General features: G+C 40.5%; 22 protein-coding genes. 7 read left to right on the top strand and 15 right to left on the bottom strand.

Annotation, left to right across the window (positions count from 1 at the left end):
* Positions 1-40 precede the first annotated feature (40 nt).
* From L6E24_RS03335 to L6E24_RS03360, 6 genes are all read right to left on the bottom strand, one after another.
* Positions 41-193, bottom strand: coding sequence for a 30S ribosomal protein S27ae (locus L6E24_RS03335; RefSeq protein ID WP_257743305.1), 153 nt, complete (start codon positions 191-193; stop codon positions 41-43).
* A gap of 5 nt (positions 194-198) precedes the next feature.
* Positions 199-498 carry a 30S ribosomal protein S24e gene (locus L6E24_RS03340; protein ID WP_257743306.1) on the bottom strand — a complete coding sequence of 100 codons (300 nt, stop codon included), beginning with the start codon at positions 496-498 and terminating at the stop codon, positions 199-201.
* A 186-nt stretch (positions 499-684) separates the two neighbouring features.
* Entirely contained in the window at positions 685-1,464 is a 780-nt protein-coding gene (locus L6E24_RS03345; RefSeq protein WP_257743307.1) for a hypothetical protein, read from the bottom strand.
* A 177-nt stretch (positions 1,465-1,641) separates the two neighbouring features.
* Positions 1,642-2,601: a type II toxin-antitoxin system antitoxin SocA domain-containing protein gene (locus L6E24_RS03350; protein ID WP_257743308.1), complete on the bottom strand. Its 960-nt coding sequence runs from the start codon at positions 2,599-2,601 to the stop codon at positions 1,642-1,644.
* 152 nt (positions 2,602-2,753) lie between these two features.
* Positions 2,754-3,425 (bottom strand): response regulator, encoded by a 672-nt coding sequence (locus L6E24_RS03355; RefSeq protein WP_257743309.1) that lies wholly within the window; start codon positions 3,423-3,425, stop codon positions 2,754-2,756.
* 34 nt (positions 3,426-3,459) lie between these two features.
* The gene (locus tag L6E24_RS03360; RefSeq protein ID WP_257743310.1) at positions 3,460-3,609 is read right to left on the bottom strand and encodes a hypothetical protein; all 150 of its coding nucleotides are present in this window, start codon (positions 3,607-3,609) and stop codon (positions 3,460-3,462) included.
* 508 nt (positions 3,610-4,117) lie between these two features.
* Between L6E24_RS03360 and L6E24_RS03365 the strand changes: the two genes are divergently transcribed.
* Together L6E24_RS03365 and L6E24_RS03370 are read left to right on the top strand one after the other, a co-directional pair.
* A complete protein-coding gene (locus tag L6E24_RS03365) occupies positions 4,118-4,969 on the top strand; it encodes a YecA family protein (RefSeq protein ID WP_257743311.1) in 852 nt (283 codons plus the stop codon).
* A 182-nt stretch (positions 4,970-5,151) separates the two neighbouring features.
* Positions 5,152-6,867, top strand: coding sequence for a hypothetical protein (locus L6E24_RS03370; protein WP_257743312.1), 1,716 nt, complete (start codon positions 5,152-5,154; stop codon positions 6,865-6,867).
* Between the two features lie 70 nt (positions 6,868-6,937).
* On the opposite strand, the gene L6E24_RS03375 is transcribed toward L6E24_RS03370, so the two are convergent.
* From L6E24_RS03375 to L6E24_RS03385, 3 genes are all read right to left on the bottom strand, one after another.
* Positions 6,938-7,153: a hypothetical protein gene (locus L6E24_RS03375; RefSeq protein WP_257743313.1), complete on the bottom strand. Its 216-nt coding sequence runs from the start codon at positions 7,151-7,153 to the stop codon at positions 6,938-6,940.
* 167 nt (positions 7,154-7,320) lie between these two features.
* A complete protein-coding gene (locus L6E24_RS03380) occupies positions 7,321-7,932 on the bottom strand; it encodes an RloB family protein (RefSeq protein WP_257743314.1) in 612 nt (203 codons plus the stop codon).
* A gap of 2 nt (positions 7,933-7,934) precedes the next feature.
* A complete protein-coding gene (locus L6E24_RS03385; RefSeq protein ID WP_257743315.1) occupies positions 7,935-9,233 on the bottom strand; it encodes an AAA family ATPase in 1,299 nt (432 codons plus the stop codon).
* 176 nt (positions 9,234-9,409) lie between these two features.
* On the opposite strand from L6E24_RS03385, the gene L6E24_RS03390 reads away from it, so the two are divergent.
* The 4 genes from L6E24_RS03390 to L6E24_RS03405 all read left to right on the top strand — a co-directional run bounded on the left by L6E24_RS03390 (position 9,410) and on the right by L6E24_RS03405 (position 13,027).
* Positions 9,410-10,501 carry an AAA family ATPase gene (locus L6E24_RS03390; RefSeq protein ID WP_257743316.1) on the top strand — a complete coding sequence of 364 codons (1,092 nt, stop codon included), beginning with the start codon at positions 9,410-9,412 and terminating at the stop codon, positions 10,499-10,501.
* Between the two features lie 3 nt (positions 10,502-10,504).
* Positions 10,505-11,137: a DUF3226 domain-containing protein gene (locus tag L6E24_RS03395; RefSeq protein WP_257743317.1), complete on the top strand. Its 633-nt coding sequence runs from the start codon at positions 10,505-10,507 to the stop codon at positions 11,135-11,137.
* Positions 11,138-11,270: 133 nt separating this feature from the next.
* Entirely contained in the window at positions 11,271-11,996 is a 726-nt protein-coding gene (locus tag L6E24_RS03400; RefSeq protein ID WP_257743318.1) for a hypothetical protein, read from the top strand.
* Positions 11,997-12,205: 209 nt separating this feature from the next.
* Complete coding sequence (locus L6E24_RS03405) at positions 12,206-13,027, top strand: EFR1 family ferrodoxin (RefSeq protein WP_257743319.1); 822 nt, start codon at positions 12,206-12,208, stop codon at positions 13,025-13,027.
* Between the two features lie 197 nt (positions 13,028-13,224).
* Here the strand turns inward: L6E24_RS03405 and L6E24_RS03410 are convergent, their stop codons facing one another.
* From L6E24_RS03410 to L6E24_RS03420, 3 genes are all read right to left on the bottom strand, one after another.
* Positions 13,225-13,551: a hypothetical protein gene (locus tag L6E24_RS03410; RefSeq protein ID WP_257743320.1), complete on the bottom strand. Its 327-nt coding sequence runs from the start codon at positions 13,549-13,551 to the stop codon at positions 13,225-13,227.
* A 225-nt stretch (positions 13,552-13,776) separates the two neighbouring features.
* Positions 13,777-15,195, bottom strand: a complete 1,419-nt coding sequence (locus L6E24_RS03415) for an MATE family efflux transporter (protein ID WP_257743321.1) — start codon at positions 15,193-15,195, stop codon at positions 13,777-13,779.
* 27 nt (positions 15,196-15,222) lie between these two features.
* A complete protein-coding gene (locus L6E24_RS03420; protein WP_257743322.1) occupies positions 15,223-15,753 on the bottom strand; it encodes a MarR family winged helix-turn-helix transcriptional regulator in 531 nt (176 codons plus the stop codon).
* A gap of 156 nt (positions 15,754-15,909) precedes the next feature.
* On the opposite strand from L6E24_RS03420, the gene L6E24_RS03425 reads away from it, so the two are divergent.
* The gene (locus tag L6E24_RS03425; RefSeq protein ID WP_257743323.1) at positions 15,910-16,323 is read left to right on the top strand and encodes a very short patch repair endonuclease; all 414 of its coding nucleotides are present in this window, start codon (positions 15,910-15,912) and stop codon (positions 16,321-16,323) included.
* Here the strand turns inward: L6E24_RS03425 and L6E24_RS03430 are convergent.
* From L6E24_RS03430 to L6E24_RS03440, 3 genes are all read right to left on the bottom strand, one after another.
* The gene (locus L6E24_RS03430; protein ID WP_257743324.1) at positions 16,320-17,585 is read right to left on the bottom strand and encodes a DNA cytosine methyltransferase; all 1,266 of its coding nucleotides are present in this window, start codon (positions 17,583-17,585) and stop codon (positions 16,320-16,322) included. The two genes, L6E24_RS03425 and L6E24_RS03430, sit on opposite strands and share 4 nt — an antisense overlap.
* 81 nt (positions 17,586-17,666) lie before the next feature.
* Positions 17,667-20,114, bottom strand: a complete 2,448-nt coding sequence (locus L6E24_RS03435; protein WP_257743325.1) for an AIPR family protein — start codon at positions 20,112-20,114, stop codon at positions 17,667-17,669.
* 67 nt (positions 20,115-20,181) lie between these two features.
* The gene (locus L6E24_RS03440) at positions 20,182-23,031 is read right to left on the bottom strand and encodes a Z1 domain-containing protein (RefSeq protein WP_257743326.1); all 2,850 of its coding nucleotides are present in this window, start codon (positions 23,029-23,031) and stop codon (positions 20,182-20,184) included.
* Positions 23,032-23,039: the final 8 nt, after the last annotated feature.

Below are 23,039 nucleotides of genomic sequence, written 5' to 3' on the forward strand. Positions count from 1 at the left end.
AATCACTGAACTATCAGATAAAATCCTGATTAAATATTTTTTAGTTGTTGAATTCAGTGTACCCGCACTTACCGCAGGAGACACGATCTTTATGCTGAGCCATATAGACTCCGGCTCCGCAGCGTGGGCAGTTCTTCTTCTGCACTTCTGCCTTGTCGCCCTCAACATTGTAATACTTGTAGCGGCTCACCATTAGAATCAGGCCTCCTCTTCTGCCTTAACTTCAGGTGAGTTGCGCTTCACCAGATAATCAAGCTCAGTTGCCTTCAGCATCTCTGCATCTGCATAAATGCGTGCCTTTGCGAGGATTTCCTGCTTACCAAATTCGCTTTTGAGTGAATCAATGACGCAGTTTTCAACCGGAACATTGCGCAGTGCACAGAGTTTACCGAGTATCTCTTTTCTCGAAGGTGTCGCACCCTCGTAATTAATTACGAATTCAAGCTCTGTGCGGTTCAGAAGCTTGTTTTCCCCTTCCTTATTGAATACAAATTCCATGAATATCTATAGATATTGTATGCAGATTTATTTAAAACTATCAAATAGCAACAGATATTTTTAAAACTGCCCCTGCCAGTCCGGCATCTGCCTGTCTCCGGAGATCAGATATTCACCGGCGTTTTCCCGGAAAAATTACCAGGCCGCCCGCAGCAGATTTCCGGCCGGAATTAACAGCAGGCCGGATTAATCCTGCCATCTGTGCCATTCATCAACTGCAAGCTCTCTGTATCTCTCTTTGTCAATCCTGCCCTTTTTCAGCAGCTTTTTGGCTATAACTTCCCTTTTGCCGTATATTTCGTCATAGAGATCAGACCTCTCCGCATATTCGGGGAAGGCATTATACGATAACATAAGCATCCCGGCATCGGAATATTCATTATATGCTTTTCTGACAGCCCGGATATTCTTCAGATATCCTTTAAAGTCCTCATCTGTGCCTGTGTGAATACTCTCATTATACATTTCTTTGCCGGATGCTGTCAGGACGATATGCCCGCCGCTGTAATGGTCATCCATCGCCGGAGAAGTGTACTCCCATGCACCTTTCAGATACTCCGGGTTCATCACCGCATCTTCGAGCTGATCAGAATATTCACCCATTACATGCGAATGGAACTCAGATTCAGTATATCCGGAGATACCCTTAAGCTTCAGGACAAAAAATATCTTCTCAAGCAAAAGCAGGGATATTTTCTTCTTATTAGCCCCCAAAACAAGCAGAACTGAATTTTCAAGCGCAAATTTCAGGTCTTCACACTCTCCCTCACCGGAGACATCATTATTTATATCCGTATTATCTGTACTCTCAGTCATATCTTCACCGGAGACATCATTATTTATATCTGTATTATCTGTACTCTCAGTCATATCTTCACCGGAGACATCATTATTTATATCCGTATTATCTGTACTCTCTGCCATATCTTCACCAGCCATATTATCATTTATTTCATTATTATCCATATTATTCTTCCTCTTTTCCCTGCCGGAATTTACAGTCAGAAGAACAGTTTAAGGTACACAGACCCAGGAGCTGTGCACAGGCAACGGCAAACTTTCCGGTAATGAACACAAATGACATTACGAAATCATGACAGTCCGACAGCAGCCGTGAACGATAACTGCCCGGCTTTATCTGACTTATAGAAGCAGACTGCCGTCAGAAGGTGTATCCATCTTCAGTTTTGTTACATTCAGGGAATTATTACAGGACTTTATCAGTTCAATAAAAGCTTTATCTGAATTTTTTCCGGGCAATTTTTTGGAGAAATTATCATCATCAGCCAGAAAATCAGAGATCTCCTTTATCTTTAAACTGTAATCATCATGTGCACACTGTACAAGACTGCTGTATTCAGAAGAACTGCATTCATTTGTAGTTATGCAATAGTTTTCGCAGAACTGCCGCCCTAAGACATCGGCGAAGACATGATAGTCCTTAACAAGCAGCCTGAAGGCCTCATCCCAGTCAAGATAGATATCATAAAAGAGATCACCGGAGTATTCCGGAAATTTATCCCTGATCTCATTTAGTTTCCAGTTTACAAGGACCTTATCAGGCCGGCCCATACCGGAGACCTCTTTTGAGAAGAGATTGATACTCCGGGTAAACTCCTGCTCCTCAGTTATATGTGAAAAACCAAAAGAACTGAGTTTTCCTGCATCGTCTGAATCGAGATAAAATTCCTTCAGTGGTATTGTTCCAAGCCCTTCAGCCTCAGAAGAGAGATTAAAACTGTTGATATAATCTGAGAACTCCTCACATTCCATATCCCCGGCCTTACTTAAGACCTTATTCAGGAGATAATACTCATATATGCTGAATCTGCTGAGATCCTGCCTTTTTTGAAGAAGAGAGGCGGCATCTCCGGATTCATCCCCGGAAACCTTCTTTAACCTCATATTTGCGGATAACAACTCCTCCATTTTACTATAGGCATATGCAGATACAGGGCCGTATGGCATCCGGAGATATGTATTATCCAGAATTGTTGTGCCAATCTGGTTATAAGAGATGAGATCGATTAAAAAAGGAATATTTACAATCCTGTCCTGTCCTGCATCCGGATATTTCTCAAAAGCATACATTATAGCATTCAAAGATTTCGTGCAGAACATGAGATATTAATGATATATCATAATGTAGTAAATAACTTTTCTTTTGATTAGCACTGTCTGAAAAATCAGTGATGACCCGCACCCTGCTAACGCGGTGATGGGGCCGGATTTAAATATGAATCCGGATTTGCCAATTAATTTCTTCTCATGCAGACACAAGCATCTTTTAACTCATCAGTCAGCAGATCTGAGAGTCCAAGTTCATCAGTAAGACTATAAAATATCTTACTCCGGGTCAGGCACTTCTCCATAATCTGATCGAGGATATCAGGCATGCCGGTATAAACTGCACCTTCTTTTAATATATCGCCATATTCTTCCTCAAAGACACCTACAAGATTTTTAAGGGTGTAAAACTGCCGGCCATTCTCCGCCCACTGATCCACCTTATCAGAATCGCCGGACATCTCATGTGCCTTAGAGACAGCAGAGAGATATTCCTGCCGGATTTTGTAAAAATTATTAATACGCTCAGAAAGGGCATTAAGAGTGAAGGGCTTAATCAAAAAACCGTCAATATATTCACCATAACTATTGATGTCCTCAATCGTGAGTGCCTTTGCTGTGAGCATCAGAACAGGAATACTCTTTGTCTCAGGATTAGAGCGGATCTGCATAAGAGTCTCCCATCCATCCATGCCGGGCATCATGATATCCATCAGAACCACATCCGGAACTTCGGTCTTCAGGGTATTGAGGCAATCAAAACCCGAAACAGAATGTATAACCTCAAAACCCCTCTCCATAAGTCCGGTTGTATAAATCTCAACCAGCATTTTATTATCATCAACAATTAATAGTTTCATCAGTTTTCCCCATCATCACCACATATCTGGTGCTTCAAATATTTACAGATTCAGACCTGCTTCTGTCAGGTTTTAAGATACTATCATATAGAATTTCAACCTGATTAATATATATCTTCTGAACCCCGCATCCATCACAGCTTACAATTCCGGCAATGAAAGCCGGGATCTCCGGCTTAACCATTTAATCCTTAAAGCTGAACCGTATTATCCTTAATCTTATCCAAAGCTTAGGATTCACTCCTATGAAACATTTGTTTCATCCACCATCTATGAACCCGCAGGTTCATGAATGACTTTTTTAAATTCAGGTCATGCACAGGCGACAATATATTATTTCCGCCGGATTCTATTAACTTTGCCTTTAGATGGACCGGATATGGTGAACCGGCACTTATTATCAACTCAGTATCAGATGTACTTTTCCTTTATGAATGATGCTGTAACAGCCCGGCCGGCCCGTTTTTCCGCCGGAAATCTGATGACAATCAGGACAAAAACGTGCAGTTATAAGGCATTTCATAGTAAAACCGCCCATGTGGCATCCCTTAGATAATTACAGATCTTTTGCGCTTCGGTTCTGAATGATTGTCCCCCTTTGGTTTGCCGGCCGGCTTCTATGTAATGCCAGTTTATTTAACTGTGAAACTGTATAGTTATGTAATAATTTCGTTTAATTCGGGGTATGAATTATGAATAATAAAACCGGCAGAAATGACCCCTGCCCATGCGGAAGCGGGAAGAAATACAAGAAATGCTGCATGAAGAAAGACAGGGACGAGATGAGGGAATCCGCAGAAATAAGAGTTTTTGAAGATGAACTCAAGAGTTTAATCAATAATAAGCAGGACCTGGATGAACCCACGAAAAGACTGCTCTTTGGAGATGAATCTAAAATAACTGTTAAGGATGAGGAAGAGTTATATTATAACCTTGCCCCGATTGAAGTTGATGCAATTCCGGATTATGGAGCCTTTCCCAAGGATTATATCACCTTTGATCAGAAAAATCTGCTTAGTATGAATCCTCTTGAGCTCTTTTATGATGAACTGTGCTATGGACTTGAGGGGCAGATGGATTTAGAGAAGGCTGCAACCGAAAATAACCTCTTTGCTGATGAGATGCGGAATAAGATCCAGGATTTAAAAGATCCGGAGTCATTCATTGGAAATTTTGACGAATATTATATTCCCGTCATTAACGCATCTGCAATAAAAAAGTCAATGGAGTTTGGCATAGCCACAGGGCCGGTTATCTTTGAACACCTGAAAGATACTGAATCCCTTATTCTCTCAGAACTGTTTATTAAGATGCTTCATTTCAGTCCCTGTGATTTCAGGGACGGGATTTTGGAGGTTATAAATTTGCCGCCAAAAAACCCTTATGTTCTCTCAGCGCTCTGCATTGAGCTTTCATTTTATGATAATCCGGAGGATATGCAGATCTTCTGGAACTGTTATAATTTCTTTAAGGAGTACTATCCGGATGTGCCGCTTCAGGAAGGGCCGGTCATTGCACTTAACCATGTTCCTTCATCCGGATAATTTCATCTTCTCATTTTTCTGAGCAGGCCTGTTTAACTATAGTCAGTTAACATTCAGGATCAATTCAAAAGACATTATTGTCTCTTATGCAGAGATCATAATTAGTTCCGGGTTATGTTACCTGAAGGGATCATTCAGGGTTTTTATCCGGATTTTTAATTAATATTATACGTGAGGTTTTTATGGCGAAGAAATATCTAATTTATCTGATAATTGCAATTGGTATGATTCTCTTTTCATCTCCGGCATATGCAGAGGAGATTTCAGGAAGTTTCAGAGATGCCGGTATTGCAGAAAAATGGACGCTGATGGTGTACGGGTGCGATACCAAAGTCATATCAGAGACGGATTTTAAGAATTTAAAGGCTGAACATCCGGCATATTATACTGACAGTGCAGGGGATGTGTACTCAGGAATTCCGCTCACATATATTGCAGGGCTTGCTGATGATGCAGATCCTGAGACATTTAATAATACACTTGCTGAAGATGGCTATACTTTTGTCTTTCGGGCCACTGACTGGCATGACAGGCAGTTGTCATCTTCGGGTGTGACTGATGAGGGGTATATTATTGCTGATATGGTGAATGGTGAACAGCTGCCGGCACAGTATGGCGATATTAAGATAGCTCCGCTTATGCTTACAGGCAGTGATGTCACTGACGATATGGTGATTGGCAATATTATGGATATTACGCTTGACGGCAGTGTTATCTCAGGAGGGGCATTGGATGATAAAATTCCGGTAACTGTGATTAAGTATGGTACGGATGGCAGAACGGTTGTGAATGAGACGACAACTGACTGTATGTGGCTTAAGGATAATTTCGCAGTTTACGGTGATGAAAAAACCCACTATAAATTCCAGGGACCAACCTTTGATACCGGAGATCTCTGGAATCCGGGCGAAGATAAAAACCTTGAGAAGGTTGATGAGGTTGTGATGGGCACTGCCATCTCTGATATATGCAGTCTTGTCGGCGGGATGAGTCCGGGCGATGAACTGAGGCTTACTGCCGATGACGGTTATGTCGTCAATCTGATGTATGAGAATATCTATGAGCCAAAGCCCCGGCAGGGAACGGCAATTTTAGCATGGTGGAGTGAGAAGCAGGGTTTTGCACCGGAATTCCGGGGAGCACCGGCACTCTTCTTCCTCGCTGATGATACTGTCTTTGGCAATGTGGATATGCAGGAGTGTATGAAGAGGAGCTACTGGCGTTTTTATTCCTGTTCGGGCACTGAATATCCTTCAGCTGCCGGAATGGCTGTCAGGAATGTGAATAAGGCCGAGATCTATCCGGCTACTGAGAAGGACTGGACGTTTGATCTGGATGGTTTTTTTGATGTTGAGATTACAAGGCCGGGTTTTGAGATGGGTATCTCCTGCGGCGAGCGGGCCAAAAATCATAAGATGAGTTATACAGATGATGAGGGGCATGAATGGACAGGAATGCCGCTTTATCTCTTTGCCGGATATGTGGATGATGCCTGTTCACATGATGAGAATAAGGTTGATAATAAGGCATACAATCTGACCCTTGCAGAGAGTGATGCCTATACCGTTGTTGTTGAAGGTATTACCGGGGATAAGGCTGAGTTTTCATCCTCTGAGATTATGTGGGATACAGGTTATATCATTGCCAATGAGGTGGACGGTCATAAGTTTGATGAATCGGGTGATTTCTGGCCGGTGACTCTTATCGGTGAGAAGGTAGGCGATGAGAGGGAGGTATTCGGAATTACCGGGATTTCGCTTAAGTATAAGGATAAAAGTGCAACAGGTGATGATTCCGGCAAAAAGAGCAGTTCTGCAAAAGAGTCATTTATTCCGGAGATTGCTGTTATCGCCGGAATTTTAGGTTCGTTTCTGATTGTCAAAAGAAGACGCGGGTAAAATATAGCAGATATTTACTCTCTTCTTCTGCTAAATTTTTATTTAGATCTTCAGGATGAATATTGCAGTTTCAGGCGATCTGATCCAGAATTATTCTTTTGTTGCGTTTTATTGCCGGGATTATCTTTACATCAGTCGGCTCTTCTGCTATGACAGCATCGGTAATTTTTCGGTTCAGCCGGGCAATCTCTTCGTCTGTGAATTTACCGCCGGTTTCTTCTTTAGTGAGGCCGGAGAAGGTCATAAACTGTTCAATGTCGGATGGTGTCATTATGAATCGTGTCATATATCGGGTGTTTCCTTAATTTAAGTAATTCTTAGTTTTAGATTTAAGTTTCTGTAAAATTATCTTTTGGTTGATAACCTGTGTATATATTTATCTTGACGATATACCTTAAAAATGTGGATAGGAACAGATATAATCCCGGATTATTTCTGATGATGACCTGTAGTTTACAAAGAATTCAGAAATGAGATCAGCTCATCCACATTGGTATATGGATTTACTGAAACAGAATGGAGATCCGGGCACTGATTCTCAGTTTCATGAAATTTTCTGAGCCGTTCTGCATTTTTTATCGCGTCTTTCTCTTTCAGCCTCAGAGAGTTATAGATATTATCAACATCCGGTTTATCATAATTTCTTTCATATTGTCTTAATTTTTCGATAGGTTCCCGGCAGGCAGGATTATCCTGATAATACCGGTAATGCAGGAGAAACCAGAATTCAAAGTCCGGGTTTGAGATGATGAGATTCATGTTTTCAGGCATTTTCTTCATTGCCGATTTAATATCCCCGTCTCTGGCATCATCAAGATCCATAACCAGGAATACTTTATCATTTTTGTTCCTGTTATAGTCCCTTGCCTTTATATTCTGCTTCGCATAACTGACAAGATCTACCGCAGTTTTTCTGTTAGAATGTACTGCCTCAATTCTGATATTCCGGTTACCCCTGAGATCACCTTTTTTGAGCCTGAAGTAATTAATTTCCGTTTCTCCGCTTGAAAAGATCAGTATTAAAGGGTTTATCTGCCGTTTTTGGGATTTTCGAGTTCTTGCCATCCCTAAATACTCCCGTAAAAGATATCCGGCAGTCCTCCATAGCGTCCTGAGAGATATGCTTTCTCTACCGAACGATCAACCCGGTCTTCATAGTCAAAAAGGGAGTATAACTCAGTGTTCCTGTTCTCTTTGTTCTTCTCAGTAAACCAGATCTGCTCTCTCCTGAAGAAATCCTGTGAAAGCATTCTTGTATTATGGGTGGTTACGATCAGTTGTGAACCGGATTTATTGTATTCATCGTCATGAAATATCCTGAGCAGGTACATGATAAGATCAGGATGAAGCCTTGTATCAAACTCATCCATCACAAGAATTCTCTGGTGGCCTTCAAGAGCGTCAAGGAATACTCCAAGCATTTTAAAGAAGACAATGGTTCCTGCGGATTCAAATTCTTCAAATTCCGAAATGAATTCGCTGCCGTCATCCCTCCTGTGAATACTTTTAAGTTCGGTTTTTGAAAATTCTCCATCTTTCAAAGGCTTGTTTGTATCTTTTTCAATGGCATCCAGTATGAAATCCGGAATATCCGATCTCTCCATTTTAATCTTTTCACCGGATACATCTTCAATATCAAAATCTGCATTTTTAAGAATATTTAAAACTCTCTTCTTATTTTCTTTTGATTTATTCATGTAGTCAATGATGAGATCATCCCTGATTGCAGCAGTCTGTCCGATGTACTGAAGACTGATATTAAACCACTCAAAAACCTCACCAAACGGTTTGTATTCATTATTTGCCTTTGACAAAAAGAGTACATTGTCTCCGGTATGCTTAAATAGCCCCCTTAATTCATCTTCATCCACAGACACCTCAATCTGATCTCTTTTCCGGCAATAAACCCTGATTTTATTTTTATTTTTGAAATAACTCAGTTCCTCAGAGATAATCTCATTCGCATTGTATGAGAAGGAATACCTGTACTCCTTTTTGCCACTGATGAAATCTATCTCAAAATATGTAGGCTCCTCATCATACCCACTGCTAAGCATAAACGGATAATAAGGAAGTTTATCCCCTTTATTGAGGTTTTTTGACGTTAAAACAATAAATTTGATGAGATCAAGTGCACGGATCTGGTTTGTCTTCCCGGATGCGTTGGCACCATAGAGAACTGAACTTTTCAGTAATTTTGTAATACCCGGAATGCCTTTTATTTTGATTAGATTATGCTTCTTCCTTCTCTCTTTTGAAGTCAGCATGGAAAGTGTCGTTTTATCTGAAATGGAACGGAAATTTTCGACACTGTACTCAATCAGCATGAATATTACAGTGCCCTGAGAGACAATATAATTTGTCATTCTACGAAAAAATCGTAGAATCTTACGACCAAAATAAGCATAATTATTAATCATATATAAATCAATATCATTCACAGCACATTTGTATTACAATAGCACACAGATAAATATACTATTCAGTCTGTGTACAGCCAAATATCAACAGGAAATCTGTAAAATAAATAAGGGGCAGAAAGATGTACAAATCATTCGGAATAAAAAATTTCAGAGGCTTTAAAGAATTAAAAATAGAGAATTTAAAACGTTTAAATCTGATTTCAGGGAAGAATAACGTTGGAAAAACTGCCATACTTGAAGCATTATTCATACACTGCGGTGTGTTGAATCCTGAGCTGGTACCTGTAATAAATGCAATTCGTGGATATGATATAATTAAACTGAAGAACAGAGGTTCATCAGCTGAAACTACCTGGGATCCGATATTTTATAATTACAATACATCCGAGAAAATAGAACTTTCCGGAACTTATTCAGATAACCATAGAAGAATGCTGGAGATTTCAATCAAATCCAGCAGAAGAATAAACATCCCTGCTGCTATTAAAGAAGAAGATAACTCATATAATCAGATTCATACCAATTCATCAAACGCAATGGATCAGTATTACCCTGCACTCGAATTAAAAAGTTCTGAACCCAAAAAAAAAGCACTGGTAAATGATATTGTGATATGGCCGGGTGGAATAAGTATAAAGCAACCATATAAACCCACAAATATTAGTTATTTCCTTCCTTCAGGAAGAATTACTAATCCAAAGGAAAATGCTGAATTACTGGGAGAACTTGAAATTAATCTTAAAACTGAAGAGATAATCCCAATAATGCAGATTATTGAACCCAAACTTATAGCCCTGAACACTATCCCAATGGGTAACAATTCAGTAATTCATGCCAATATTGGTATTGGAAAACTGATTCCGATATCTCTTCTTGGCGAAGGGATTAATAAATTAATGACCATAATAATCCGGATAATTAATGCTGAAAATTCCTGTATTTTCATTGATGAAATTGAAAACGGATTTCATTACTCAATCATGAATCAAATCTGGGAGGTCATTGACAGTGCTTCAAAAAAGTATAATGTACAGGTTTTTGCAACTACACACAGCCTGGAGTGCATTAAGGCTGCACATGAAACACTGAGCAGCAGTGATTATGATTTTTCTTTAATCAGGCTTGATAAAACCGATGAAATCATTGTTCCGACATACTATGACTCTGAATCACTGGACATCTCAATTGAGAATGAATTTGAGGTCAGGTAATTCATGTCTCTCCGGATAACAAAAAGAAACCTCCTCATTGTTGAAGGATGCGATGAACATCACTTTTTTAATGAATTTTTCAGACATATTACAGATTCCGGAAAGGATGACTGCATAGTTCCGGACGATATACAGATAATTCCCCTGCATGGAAAGGACAAACTGAAGAGAGAATTAAAGGCACTGTCAATGACAAGTGAATTCAAATCCGTTGAAAAAATCGGTATCCTGCAGGATGCTGACAATGATCCCAAACTTGCATTTAATCAGATAGCTGAAATATTAAAAGAGCTAAAATTTACCCCGCCGGAAAAACAGATGACATTATCCGGAGGAAATCCATCCTGGATAATTCTTATAAATCCTATGGATAAACCGGGTATGCTCGAAGATTTAATAGTTGAGAGTTTTTCCGGAGATCATGCAATGAAATGCGTTGATTCTTTTCACGAATGTATTCTTAATGCCAGAGAAAATAAGCCAAAAAATTATTCCAAAGCCTATTTGCAGACATATTTTTCATCAAACCATAAATATATAAAAGACATCGGAGTTGCTGCCAAAGAGGGAATACTTAATTTTGAACATGAAGCTTTTGAAAATCTCAGAACCTTTATTGACATTTTAACCAGTTAACAGAGGCCATTTCAGTCACATACAATAATTATATGTCATTAAGATAATTTATATTGTAACTGAAAGGAATAATCAATAATATATCATGACTGCCGGAAAGAGAAAAAAAGCGATCCGCCCCGGATTTCTCCTTTTGCTAATAATATCTGTAGCAGTCGCTCTTCTTCTTATCTTCTCTTCAGCGGCCGGAATCTCACTCAGGGATAATGTCTATCCTTCCATAACTCCTGAAGGTGATGACACCCCGGTAAATATTACAAACAGTTTCATATTCAGGGGAATAACCCGTCAGGTCACAGTTCCGGTTGAAAATGACATCCTTACAGGAGCGGTGAATGCACGAAAGGAGGCACAGATCTTTAAGAAATCTGAGATAACCGATACTCTGAAGAAATATTATGCAGCATTCATATTCGACCCGGCACAGGACGGTATGTACTCTGAAATATCCTCGGCGTTGCGTGAGATAAAAGCCGCTGAAAATCTTTCAGACTCAGAATATGTCGATCTGATGTCTGCATTTGTCCAGTCAGTTCCGTACAGGGGAAATGCTACGGACACCGGGGCCGGATTTCCGGCTGAAACCCTCGCTTACGGCGGCGACTGTGACAGCAAAAGTTCCCTTTTAATCGGAATGCTTGCCCGTGAAGGATATAATGTTTCCATGCTGATGTTTCCTAAAGTCCGGCATACGGCAGTCGGGGTTGCATTCACAGGGGATTTGGAATATATGAATTCCGGCTATATATACATCGAAACGACCACAATCTCACCTGCCGGATTTACCCCTGATATTGTAAAAGATGCGGAGAGATTTTTGGTAATTCCATACGGGAACGGCGATAAGAGTTATTCATAAAAGTGAATATCAGACTGAAGACCTAAATCTTTCATTACAATAAGTCCGCCTGAAAGGACTATTTGAGAATACCTATAAATATAACAGTATCACAGATCAATCAGATACATTTCAACCGCAAAAACCTCTGACAAAGGGCGGGCAAAGTAATATTGAGAGATTTCGTGGATGCTGCCTATATCTTAGAAGAGATCTCAGGACTATAAAATATGAAAACAACAGTCTATTATTTCACAGGAACCGGAAACAGTCTGTGGGTTTCAAAGGGCCTTGCAGAACAGCTTTCGGAGAAGACCGGCCAGAGCACTGATTTATGCAGGGGCGAAGCAGAGTTAATTCCGATAGCAGAGGTGATGAGATCAAAAAATCCGGTTAAATGCCCGAAAGGTGCTGCCGGGATAGTCTGTCCGGTGTACCAGGGCGGAATACCTCTGATTGTCTCTGAATTCATAGAGAAAGCCGACCTTACACTTCCGGATTATATCTTCATAATTCTGACATATGGTGCATATACCGCATCTGCTGAAGATCTGATCTATGATCAGTTAAAAGACGCAGGAAGGGCTCCGGACTATGTCAATAAGATTAAAATGGCAGATAATTATCTACCCATATTTACTCCGCCTTCCGGTGAGAAACTTGACAGTCTTATGAAGTCCGCTGAATCTGAGCTTAATATCGTTGCCGGAGATATAGCCGGCAGAAAGAAGAGGATTCCGGAATCAGGAATAATTGCAGACCTGGTCACAAAATTCATGTACGGCGATCTCATAAGAAAAGGGCACGTTAAGGATAAGAAATTCCATGCAGATGAGAACTGCAACGGCTGCGGGACATGCGCAAAGGTCTGTCCGGTTGAAAACATCACAATAGAAGACCAAAAACCGGTCTGGCATAACAACTGTGAATTCTGCTTTGCCTGCCTGCACCTCTGCCCGAAGATGGCCATACAGTACAAAAATTCCACAAAGAAGAAGCCGAGATACAAAAATCCGGAGATAAATATCAGTGACCTGATGAGAAAGTGGTAACTGTCAGATATAATAGAGTCCGGACCGTAAAAATAATACCGGGAGGGTAATATTCCGGACCGGAAAAATAAGATGATTACCGGCAGACTTTCTAATCTGCCGGTTTATGCCTGTATTCATATCAGGCATATTCACGAAATTATGAGGCTTTCACCACATTTTCATATTAAGATATTATTCCGGATGGCATTTGTTGATCAGACAGGACGCTCCAGGATCTCATAGCCAGTCTCAAGCTCCCTCTCTGCCTCACCGAGGAATGTATCCACCCTCTCACGCCTCTCAGCCCACATATCTTCAGTTGAATTTTCGATCATTTCGATCTCAACACTGGCCTGGCTGAGATGGCTTTCAAGGTTTTCAAACCATGTCTCAAGTTCTGAGCATGTATCCTTTGGTGCTGTCTTCATTCTCCTTCTGATGTCCTTTTCCATCCCACGGACTTCCTTCATCCGGGTATTAGCCTGACTGAGGAAGTTTCTCCTCGTTTCACTCATTTTTTTAACTGATTCCATCTCTGGCATAATTTATCCCCCCACGTTATGGGTTGCGAGGTATTGCACCTGATAATATTTAAAACCATCTTATGCACAGGAATAGCCGGATATATAAAAATCCATCAGGTAATCCGGCAGAACAGACTTAATATTCCGGTTATGCCCGGCAAAACGGGTTTTTTGATCAGGTGAAAGATACTGCTGTTATAAAAAAAAGGAATGAGCATTATGCCGGGAGATTTCCTGCCGGAATTATACTGCACCCTCTGCCGGGCGGGAAATGTCCGTAATTTCTTTAACAAGCAGCCTGCTGATGTAGTACTTTGCCCAGATGTATGTGATTATACTGCCAACAATATTTCCGGCAACAATGCCCCACCAGACACCTGCTTCACCCCAGCCGAATGTGACGGCAAATATCCATGCAAAGACTGCAATAAGAACTATTTCTCTGATGAAGGTTAAGACAAAGGATGTCATTCCCTTTCCGACTGCCTGGAAAAGTGCCGTTGACATCATGCCGACAGGGACTGCCAGGTAGAACATGCACATTACCCTTAGAAATGCCGTTATTGAGGGTGCAAGATAGGCACTCTCAGGTGAGTAGGTGAATACTGCCGAGATTGCCGGTGCGAATATGAAAGTTGCAATACTCATTATAATGGCGATTACCATGCCGAGTTTCATTGAGTATGTATGTGATACTGCCATTTTACCAAACTGCTCTGCCCCGAATGCCGCTCCGGCGACTGTGACAAGTGCTGTTGCAATTCCCATAAGCGGCACAAGTGCAATCATTACCACACGCCACCCGGAGGTGTACACCGCAACTGCATCTGTTCCTGCTACGATTACAAAGATTCCGTTGAGTATTATGACAAGCATTGAGATTAAAAACATCTCTGCACTTGCAGGCAGGCCGACTCCGAGAATATCTCTGACCACTTTTCTGTCCGGTCTGTATGAACTTTTCTCAAATGTGAGGTATGTATCCTTCTTTATAAACAGCCAGTGGCAGAGGATTATACAGACGAATACGTTTGATATGACTGTTGCCCATGCTGCTCCGGCTATGCCCATATCCAGAGTGTATATGAATATCGGGTCAAGAACGGCGTTCATTATGGCAGATACCGCCATTAAGTACATTGTTCTTTTTGCATCACCTTCTCCTCTGAGTATTCCGGAACCTACCCCTGAGAAGAGCATGAATATAATTCCGGCAAATACAACCTGTCCGTATTCGAGTGCCAGTCCGGTTGTTGCTCCTGCACCGGAGAGTTCCATTAAGGGACGGAGGAAGGGAACGAAGATTACCGTCATTATGACAGAGACAATTACGCAGATGATTACCGAGTGCATTGCACTGTTTTCTGCACCCGGTTTGTCTCCTGCTCCGATTCTGCGGGATATCGCTGATGTTGCACCTGCACCAAGTCCGTTCATTAAGCCAATTATTAACATGAAGAAAGGAGTTATAAATCCAATCGCAGCAATTGCATCCCCGCCAAGTCCTGCAACCCAGACTGCATCTATGAGGTTGTAGGCACTCATAAGAAGCATTGCAATTACCATTGGAACTGCCATTTTTATGACCGCACGTTTGGGATCGCCTGTGATTATATCAACGCCTTCCGTTTTTTGGGCCATGTCTGAATTATTTTCTCTCATTTTTCTGATTTTACCTTTAATGCCTTTTTATCCCGAAATCTCTTCCTTATCATGAGATCTTGCATATTTATGGCTTTTTTCGGCAATTATGCGAAATGCCCCGGTTATATGCTCTTTTTCCTCTGTGGAGAAACCAAAGAGCAGCTCCTCTTCCCATCTCCGGTCCAGGGCCATGATCTCAGGAACGATTCTCCGACCCTTCTCTGTCAGGTATAAGTGATATTTCCGGCGGTTTTCCGGGTCCTGTCTTCGTGTAATAATTCCATTATCCTCCAGCTTCCGGACCGCCCTTGCTACCGTTCCTTTGTCTATGAGAAAACACTCCGCAAGTTCGTCCTGTGTGCGGCCCGGTTCAAATGACAGCCTCATGATAAAAGGAAACTGTCCGGCTGTCAGTTCTTCCGATGGTTTATTTGAGTTTACATAAATTCCATACATGCGGTGGATAACTGATACAAGCCCGGCGAGTGGCATGCCCTGAGGAATGTCACCATTTAAGCATTTTTTTGGCATTTCTGAGGCATTACCGTTATTTTCATCTACATTTTTCCTGCTCATTGACTGGATTGTCCTTTTTGATATTTTTTCTGTATAACATTGATTCCTTTCAGCAATAAATGTTGCACATGCAACAGTTGCATAGACAATGAATTAGATATTTACTGTAAGCAACCGTTCATTTCAATATAAAAGATTACAAAATATTCCGGAGAGATGTCTGATGTTCACACACCGAAACAGCGTCATTACAATATGTCCCGAATCCGTGGCAAAAATACAAAACCTGAGATGATAATCCGCCGCCTTCTCTGTAAAGAAGGACTAAGGGGATACCGGATACATTATACTCTGCCGGGAAAACCGGATATTGTTTACATAAAAAAAAGAGTTGTAATTTTTATAGACGGATGTTTCTGGCACAAATGTCCTGAATGCTTCAGTATTCCCAAAACAAACACTGATTTCTGGCTCGAAAAAATCAATAAGAATGTTCTGAGAGATAAGGAGATAAATAAAAAACTTTCAGATGATGGCTGGACTGTACTGAGATTCTGGGAACATGAGGTAAAAAAAGATCCGGAAGGCGTTGTCAGGAAAATTAAAGAGATATTAGAAATATCCGATTAGTTTCTGTTTAATCCTTTCTCAATCTCTTTTGCTATTCCGGATGCCATAAGCGGAGGCACTGCATTGCCAATCTGAACGTACTGTGCTGTCCTCGGCCCCTCAAAGAGATAATTATCAGGGAAGGACTGAATTCTTGCTGCTTCCCTGACTGTAATTGATCTGGCATATTTTATATCCGGATAAATGAAATAATGGCCGTCTTTTGCAAGATGTGCCAGGACCGCATGTGAAAGCCCTTCCTTATCAATTACCTTAAAACGGTCTGTGAAAACCTTTCTTTTTTTATGGGTTTTTAATTCTTCAGGCAGTTCATCATAATGAAGTCTCTCTCTCCCGGATTCCCACTTGCTGATTACTTTCCGGTAAATTTCCCTGTCCCTTTCATTATGATTCCTTGCTATATGATTTCTAACAACAGGCTCATCAGTTCTGAGACCTTTCTCTTTTAGATAGCCGGAAGATCTTTTGGTTAAATATTTCTGAGGATCATTACTGCCTTCTCCGGGATAGAGAGGCGGAAGATCATTAAAAAGATCTCCGGTATTATATTCTGATTTATTCTGCTGAAAATCAGGATATTCAAAATCAAGCTCTTTTTTCCAGCCGATATATATTATTCTTTTCCTGTTCTGGAGTACACCAAAATCAGCAGCGTTGAGTATTCGTGCATTGGGGTCTCCACAATACCCCAGTTTACCAATCTTTTCGTTAAAATCCTCAAAAACTTTCCCATTTAATGAACTTATAATTCCGGGAACATTTTCAAAGACAAATATTTTTGGTTTAAATGTTTCAATCGCCTTCAGATAATAGAGATATAACAGATTCCTTGGATCATTCACCATACCATCTTTTGAACGGCCCCTTCCTGCAAGGGAATATGCCTGACATGGAGGACCACCGATAATAACATCAACGGATTCCTTACCTGTACTATCCAGTCGTTTTTTTATCGAATTTATGAGATCTGATTCAGTTTCCGGAGATATTTCACAATGATAAATTCCGGTGCCCTCAGGAAAATAATCCTGACTGCCGGCAATGAAATCTTCACGGGTTATTTCACCGGAAAAATATCTGTAATAGAAATCTTTTTTCCCATTATTGCATAATTTATGATACCTAATCCTTGTATCAAGAGTCTGTGTGGCATATTCATTCATTTCAACATGAGCCACAAAATCAAAGGAATGCCGAATAAAACCTTCGGTAAGACCGCCCGCACCTGAAAATAAATCAATGCCTGTATATTTCTCTTTCACTTTCGTTATTAATTACGCCCCTTTTGTGGATAAGATTTTCTTATCCCGGGTCACTTCCTTTCCAGGTGGAAATTGTAATGACTAAGCAGTTCCGGAAACTGAATCACCTTCTTCTGCCTGGGACTGACAGTATTCCTTTCCATCTTTAGAGAGAGATAATTTGCCGGCAGTCATTTTTTTCTCAATAAAACCTTTCCTGATCAGATCGAGTTTACCCCTCAAGAATTCTTTTTTTATTTCCCTCACACTAACAGGAATTCCCTTAAACATCCCTGATTCATCATTATGGCTCATATACTGGAGTTCATAGGATACTGTTTTCAGGGATGCTGAACCACGGTTATTATGCAGAATAAACAAAATTGCTTTTTCAGTATCTGTAAACTCCGGTGAAGGATTTTTCTGAGAATTTAAAGACGAGTTAACTTCATCTGAAATATCCGGTTCTTCACTCATATCCGGACTTTCAGGAGTTAATTCCCGGATCATCCTGTCAACATCAAACCCATTAAATTCTGCTTTTTTTATTACAGAAACTGCATTTTCAAGTTCCTTTTCAGATGGTTTCCTGTTTTTACGTCCGGCTGTCCTCATAATACCTGCTGTGTTTCTTTCTTCAGGCATCAGATAACCTTTTTCACGGGACCAGTCAGCAATTACTGACCATATTTCCGGAGGAAGAGACAAAATATAGTCATATTTCCCATAATCATCCCTTTCATTCTCTTCAGTAGAATCAGAAACCAGAGCATCAGAAAGATCATGACTTAATGTAATTCCGGATTTCAGAAGGACCTGCCAGCATTCTTCTTTTTTACACCACTCTGTAACATTTCTTCCACCCGGAGGATTTGTAATTACTTCCCTGACCTCATGGATTAATTCTGACAATTCATCTTTAAGTTCCGGACGGAGATCCTGTTCATTCCATATTTTTCTGAGATTGATTTTATGCCCGGTGAGGCTGAAAAGAAGTGATACAGTATACGCTACGATATTTGCCCAGTAACCACTTCCTTTCAGTTCCTTTCTGACAATGGAATATGTCTGCCGGTGGATAACTGCTTTTGCAACGAGATCACGGAAGTATTCTTCATCAGGCGGAAGAATATTATCTTTCTCCTTTATTCGGTCCAGAAATCTGATGTAGTTCTTCTGTCTTCCAAGGCTGACATCATATGGCCTGCATTCATAGAGGTGTTCAAATATTGCTATATCGGGCTTGGTAAATTTCTGAGTCTTGGGATATTGGCGGTCAAATATCTTTTTCCTGGCTGGTGTTGTCCCTTCCCGGTTTCTTCTGTCATCATACTGACCGCGTACCCTTTCAAAGTACCAGTAGGTTTCCATCTGACTACCACCGACTGCAGGGGCCCTGATCCTCTTTGAGACTGAATCAAGTTCTACAAGAAACGGATTGTTGGATGAAAAGTCAGCAGCATCAATTTTATTCTGTGTATTTGCACACCTGGAAATTTCAGGGACAAATTCATCCAGATCCTCTGTATTGTGGAGAACTGTAAGTTTTACCGGAACATGAAGGAATGAGAGATCAACTTCATCTTTAAATTTATTGCAGGTATAATGTATCGTTGCTGTGGTCTGTGCTCCGTTAACAATCTGGAAATTTTTAATTCTGGAAATACATTTCTGTCCTTCATATTCAGTTACAGTAACGTCCTCAGCTGTTGCGGACAGGCCATTGTTATACGCAAGAAACATTTCAGGGTTTTCCAGTATGGTATCCTTTATTCCCTTGTTTACTTTACCTCTGACCTGCAGAAAAGATCTTACATTTCTTTCAAGAACTCTCGGACCATAAGTATCATATATTTTTACAAGAGTATCACCGGGCATAATTAACTGATAGGAAGTGTACACCGGATTATCATCATCAGGGCAGAGAAATGGAAGCATCTTCCCTGTATCCTGATAAAAATCAATTTCAATCGGTTCACTTCTGATCCCCGAACTGATAAGCCCGTATATTCTTTTGATATCCCAGACATTATACTGGTAAGTAATTTCGTTTTCTTCATGATCCGGAATTTTTTCTGTTTTTACTGTTGAATCCGAGAGAATGAAAAATCTGATTTTTCTTATTATCCCACGGGATTCATACAACTGAATAGCAAGATCATATACCGGCTGAGCTTCTTCAAGGTTAACATAATAACCCTCAAAACACCTTTTAAGGAAATTCTGCAGTCTTTTAAAATAGGCATCAATTTCCGTTTTTGGAAGTGTCGTTATGTCCTGATGACCCTTATAAGCGCTTACAAAAAGCTCAAGGGTATCCCTTTCGTCACCTGTATATGAAAAATTATAGGCATTGACCTTAATTCCAAGTTGTTTTTTCCGGTGAGGGCTTAAAAAGTAACCCTCAATAATCTCAGTATCTTCAAAGTTCAGAAGAACTGTATCAGTAAATGAATCTTCAAGTGGAACTTCTTCTTCCGAAGCTTTCCTGTATATATCATTTCTGAAATCACTGTAAAACCTTCGGAATTCTTTTTCCTCAGCTTTCATTCGGTCACCACGGTAAAATCTCTTATCCCGGAACTGTTACCGGCACTCAGATGAATAATATCCATACTTATACAGCCTCATTATTGCTGAATATCCGGTTCACCCGATATTCTACAACATCACAATACCTGCTTTTTGGAAAACTAACTGCAAAACCAACTGTTTTTATAACTGTTTCACCCCTTCCGGAAATGTTACTGCCATCACTGGATTTTTCCCTGAGATCAAGAGGGTACAGAAGTAAAAGTCCGTTTTTTTCAGACCTGTTTTCCCTGATAATTATACCTGAAGGATTCGATGGCGGTTTTTTTCTTCTGCTTTTTTCCTTTGATATTTCATATTCATTAAGTGTTTCCTTCATAATCCGGTCCTGCATTTCCCTGTCAAAATCAAGCCACTCGTCTCTTGGGCTTACAAGCCTTTTTATCGAAAATTTACCTCCCTCTCCTTCGATACTTCCTGAAAGACTTCTTATTATACAGCTGACATCATACCCGCCAGCATTTACCCTTTCCCTTTTACCGGAACTACCCCCTGAGAGCAGTATTACAGTCCATTCCCTGAGTTCATCTCTTCTCAGTGCATTCCGGATATAATTTTCAAGAAGATGTGAATCTGCTTTAAAAGAGTCCTCATGTGTTTCAATATCACTAAAAAGTCCAGCTACAGATTCTCCGGGTACAGCAGTCCATTTATAATATTCCTTTTTCCCCTCATACTTAGACGGTGTTTCAAGTTTTCTGAGAAATTCTGAATATATTGCGTTATTTTTCTGAATTATGCCTCTGTCATTATGATATACAACAGATTCACTTATTGTTCCTGAATAGGAAACTCTGACAGTTTCTCCTGCCCTCATTTTGTTCAGACTTGTAATTATCAGAGTATCCGGATGATTTCTTACACGAAGACCATACTCCTGTGGTGTCATTCCACGGTCTGCCATGTGTCTTAGTTCTTCTCTGAGTTCCATATTTGCCAGTGCAATGTGGCTGTACCAGTCTGAAAGCTCCGGAGTTGTAAATATTCTGCACAGATCCGGATAACCGGGATGAAAACCAAACCATCTGCCCATCTGCATAAGCGTATCATACATCCTTGAAGCACGGAGAAAATAACTGACAGTGAGACCTTCAAGAGTCAGACCCCTTGAGAGCTTGTCTCCACCGACTACAATTGCACTAAGACCACTTTCCCTGTGGCTGCGGTATTCAAGTGCTTCTTTTGAGGAGCCATTCGCAGTTATTACCTGTGTTTTAAATGCATATTTTAGGAGATGTTTTTCAACATCATCCCATCTGCTGACACCGACTGCACTATCGTCAATTTCATCAGACTCAGCAATAAAGGCTGAAACCGGAACAAAATTATCTTCCCAGAGCTTTCTGAATTCATCACGAATGTCCAGGCTGCTTTTTCCTTCTCCGTACTTCAGACGATGACGTATGATTTCAAGTTCCTTCAGAAGCAGTTCAGCAACCTGATTCTGTACATCAACAAATCTTGTTACATGAACCAGCATGGAATTATGGGTATTTTTCTGGCCTCTAACCTCACGGGCAGCAGATGCAAGTATAAAATAACGGACTGATTTTTTCAGGGAGGGCGGCAGTTCATCAATTTTGAGATATTTGTTATGCCTGTCGGGAATATAATCTCCATAGTCACTGATATTTATCACAAGAGGAAGTCCTTCTGTTTTTTCAACATTTATTTCCGGAGCTGAATTAAGTCCGAATATTTTATCCGGACCGATATAGCCGGAAGATGAAGGGAGAGACACAATAAAACTTCTTGGGAACAGATCCTGACCGCAGATTCCCGATTCACTTTCAGGATCTATGAATATATTGGCAAACGGAGTTGCTGTATAACCTATATATGCAGATTTTTCATATTTGGTAAGTATTTCCCTGATAAGACCGTTAATGCGTGTTATGTCAGAATCAGTATTGACATTCCCAGACCTGTCATATATTGAATTTGTATTAACTGATGCATTGTCGGCCTCATCATCTATCATCAGAAACGGGACATTTTCAATGTATTTTCCCTGTTCCGTATCCTTAGCCCAGGCAGTAGATTCAGTCCACCGGAGTATATTCCTTAATACTGAATAATTCTTTTTTACTACAAGCACCAGTGGGATCTGTCCGGGATAAATTCCTGCCTGACCTGCAACTTTCAGGCTGAAATCTCCGTTTTCAACTGAAGAAGTAAGCGTTGCTGCCTTATGTTCCCTAAAATCATCAAGTTTACCAACACCGGTTTTATGGGCAAAACGCCCTTCAATCAATGATTTATCAGGAGGTGTGTCAAAACCAAGAACACCCTCATTAACCCTGATCTGGGTCTGACTTCTGAGACTGTTGTGCATGCCGGCAAGAATGATAATCAATTTATAACCGGAATCGAGAGCTTTATTAATCAGACCTATGTAATTTGCTGTTTTACCGGACTGGACATCACCAACAACCATTCCACGCCTGTCCCACTGGCCATCCCTTTCAGGATCCTCTATTTTTCCAAGAATGAGATCAGTTGAATAGTCAAGACTTCTGATAAGACTCTGACTCCAGTTTTTTCCAAGAGAAAGGTACTGAGCATATCGGTCCCAGAAATCAAATTTAATCTCAGATTTTCTGTTTTCCAGCCAGGGAATGTGATCCTCATTAAAATCAACAGAATTTATGTCTCCTGCAACGGTAGTAAGCAGGGAATTAATAAGGGAATTCATAAGTAATTCCTTTATTTCTTCTTTATCACCAGAAAATCCGGGATTTACAAAACCCAGAAAGCTCTGAAAATTAGAATCGATATATTTCCGGATATAATCCTCTGATAGATCCTCATTATCATTAAGTACAATCCAGAACATCTGCTGTATTTTATTCAGCCACTTCTGATCATCAGTCAATTATAACC

Origin of the sequence: Methanoplanus endosymbiosus (assembly GCF_024662215.1) — an archaeon.
GTDB classification, from domain to species: domain Archaea; phylum Halobacteriota; class Methanomicrobia; order Methanomicrobiales; family Methanomicrobiaceae; genus Methanoplanus; species Methanoplanus endosymbiosus.

Coding starts and splice junctions, on each gene's coding strand:
- L6E24_RS03420 (WP_257743322.1), bottom strand. CDS start 15,753: ATGAGCAGGAAAAATGTAGATGAAAATAACGGTAATGCCTCAGAAATG.
- L6E24_RS03370 (WP_257743312.1), top strand. CDS start 5,152: ATGGCGAAGAAATATCTAATTTATCTGATAATTGCAATTGGTATGATT.
- L6E24_RS03415 (WP_257743321.1), bottom strand. CDS start 15,195: ATGAGAGAAAATAATTCAGACATGGCCCAAAAAACGGAAGGCGTTGAT.
- L6E24_RS03395 (WP_257743317.1), top strand. CDS start 10,505: ATGTCTCTCCGGATAACAAAAAGAAACCTCCTCATTGTTGAAGGATGC.
- L6E24_RS03435 (WP_257743325.1), bottom strand. CDS start 20,114: ATGAAAGCTGAGGAAAAAGAATTCCGAAGGTTTTACAGTGATTTCAGA.
- L6E24_RS03360 (WP_257743310.1), bottom strand. CDS start 3,609: ATGGTTAAGCCGGAGATCCCGGCTTTCATTGCCGGAATTGTAAGCTGT.
- L6E24_RS03405 (WP_257743319.1), top strand. CDS start 12,206: ATGAAAACAACAGTCTATTATTTCACAGGAACCGGAAACAGTCTGTGG.
- L6E24_RS03335 (WP_257743305.1), bottom strand. CDS start 193: ATGGTGAGCCGCTACAAGTATTACAATGTTGAGGGCGACAAGGCAGAA.
- L6E24_RS03345 (WP_257743307.1), bottom strand. CDS start 1,464: ATGGATAATAATGAAATAAATGATAATATGGCTGGTGAAGATATGGCA.
- L6E24_RS03375 (WP_257743313.1), bottom strand. CDS start 7,153: ATGACACGATTCATAATGACACCATCCGACATTGAACAGTTTATGACC.
- L6E24_RS03380 (WP_257743314.1), bottom strand. CDS start 7,932: ATGGCAAGAACTCGAAAATCCCAAAAACGGCAGATAAACCCTTTAATA.
- L6E24_RS03385 (WP_257743315.1), bottom strand. CDS start 9,233: ATGACAAATTATATTGTCTCTCAGGGCACTGTAATATTCATGCTGATT.
- L6E24_RS03340 (WP_257743306.1), bottom strand. CDS start 498: ATGGAATTTGTATTCAATAAGGAAGGGGAAAACAAGCTTCTGAACCGC.
- L6E24_RS03425 (WP_257743323.1), top strand. CDS start 15,910: ATGTCTGATGTTCACACACCGAAACAGCGTCATTACAATATGTCCCGA.
- L6E24_RS03365 (WP_257743311.1), top strand. CDS start 4,118: ATGAATAATAAAACCGGCAGAAATGACCCCTGCCCATGCGGAAGCGGG.
- L6E24_RS03355 (WP_257743309.1), bottom strand. CDS start 3,425: ATGAAACTATTAATTGTTGATGATAATAAAATGCTGGTTGAGATTTAT.
- L6E24_RS03390 (WP_257743316.1), top strand. CDS start 9,410: ATGTACAAATCATTCGGAATAAAAAATTTCAGAGGCTTTAAAGAATTA.
- L6E24_RS03410 (WP_257743320.1), bottom strand. CDS start 13,551: ATGCCAGAGATGGAATCAGTTAAAAAAATGAGTGAAACGAGGAGAAAC.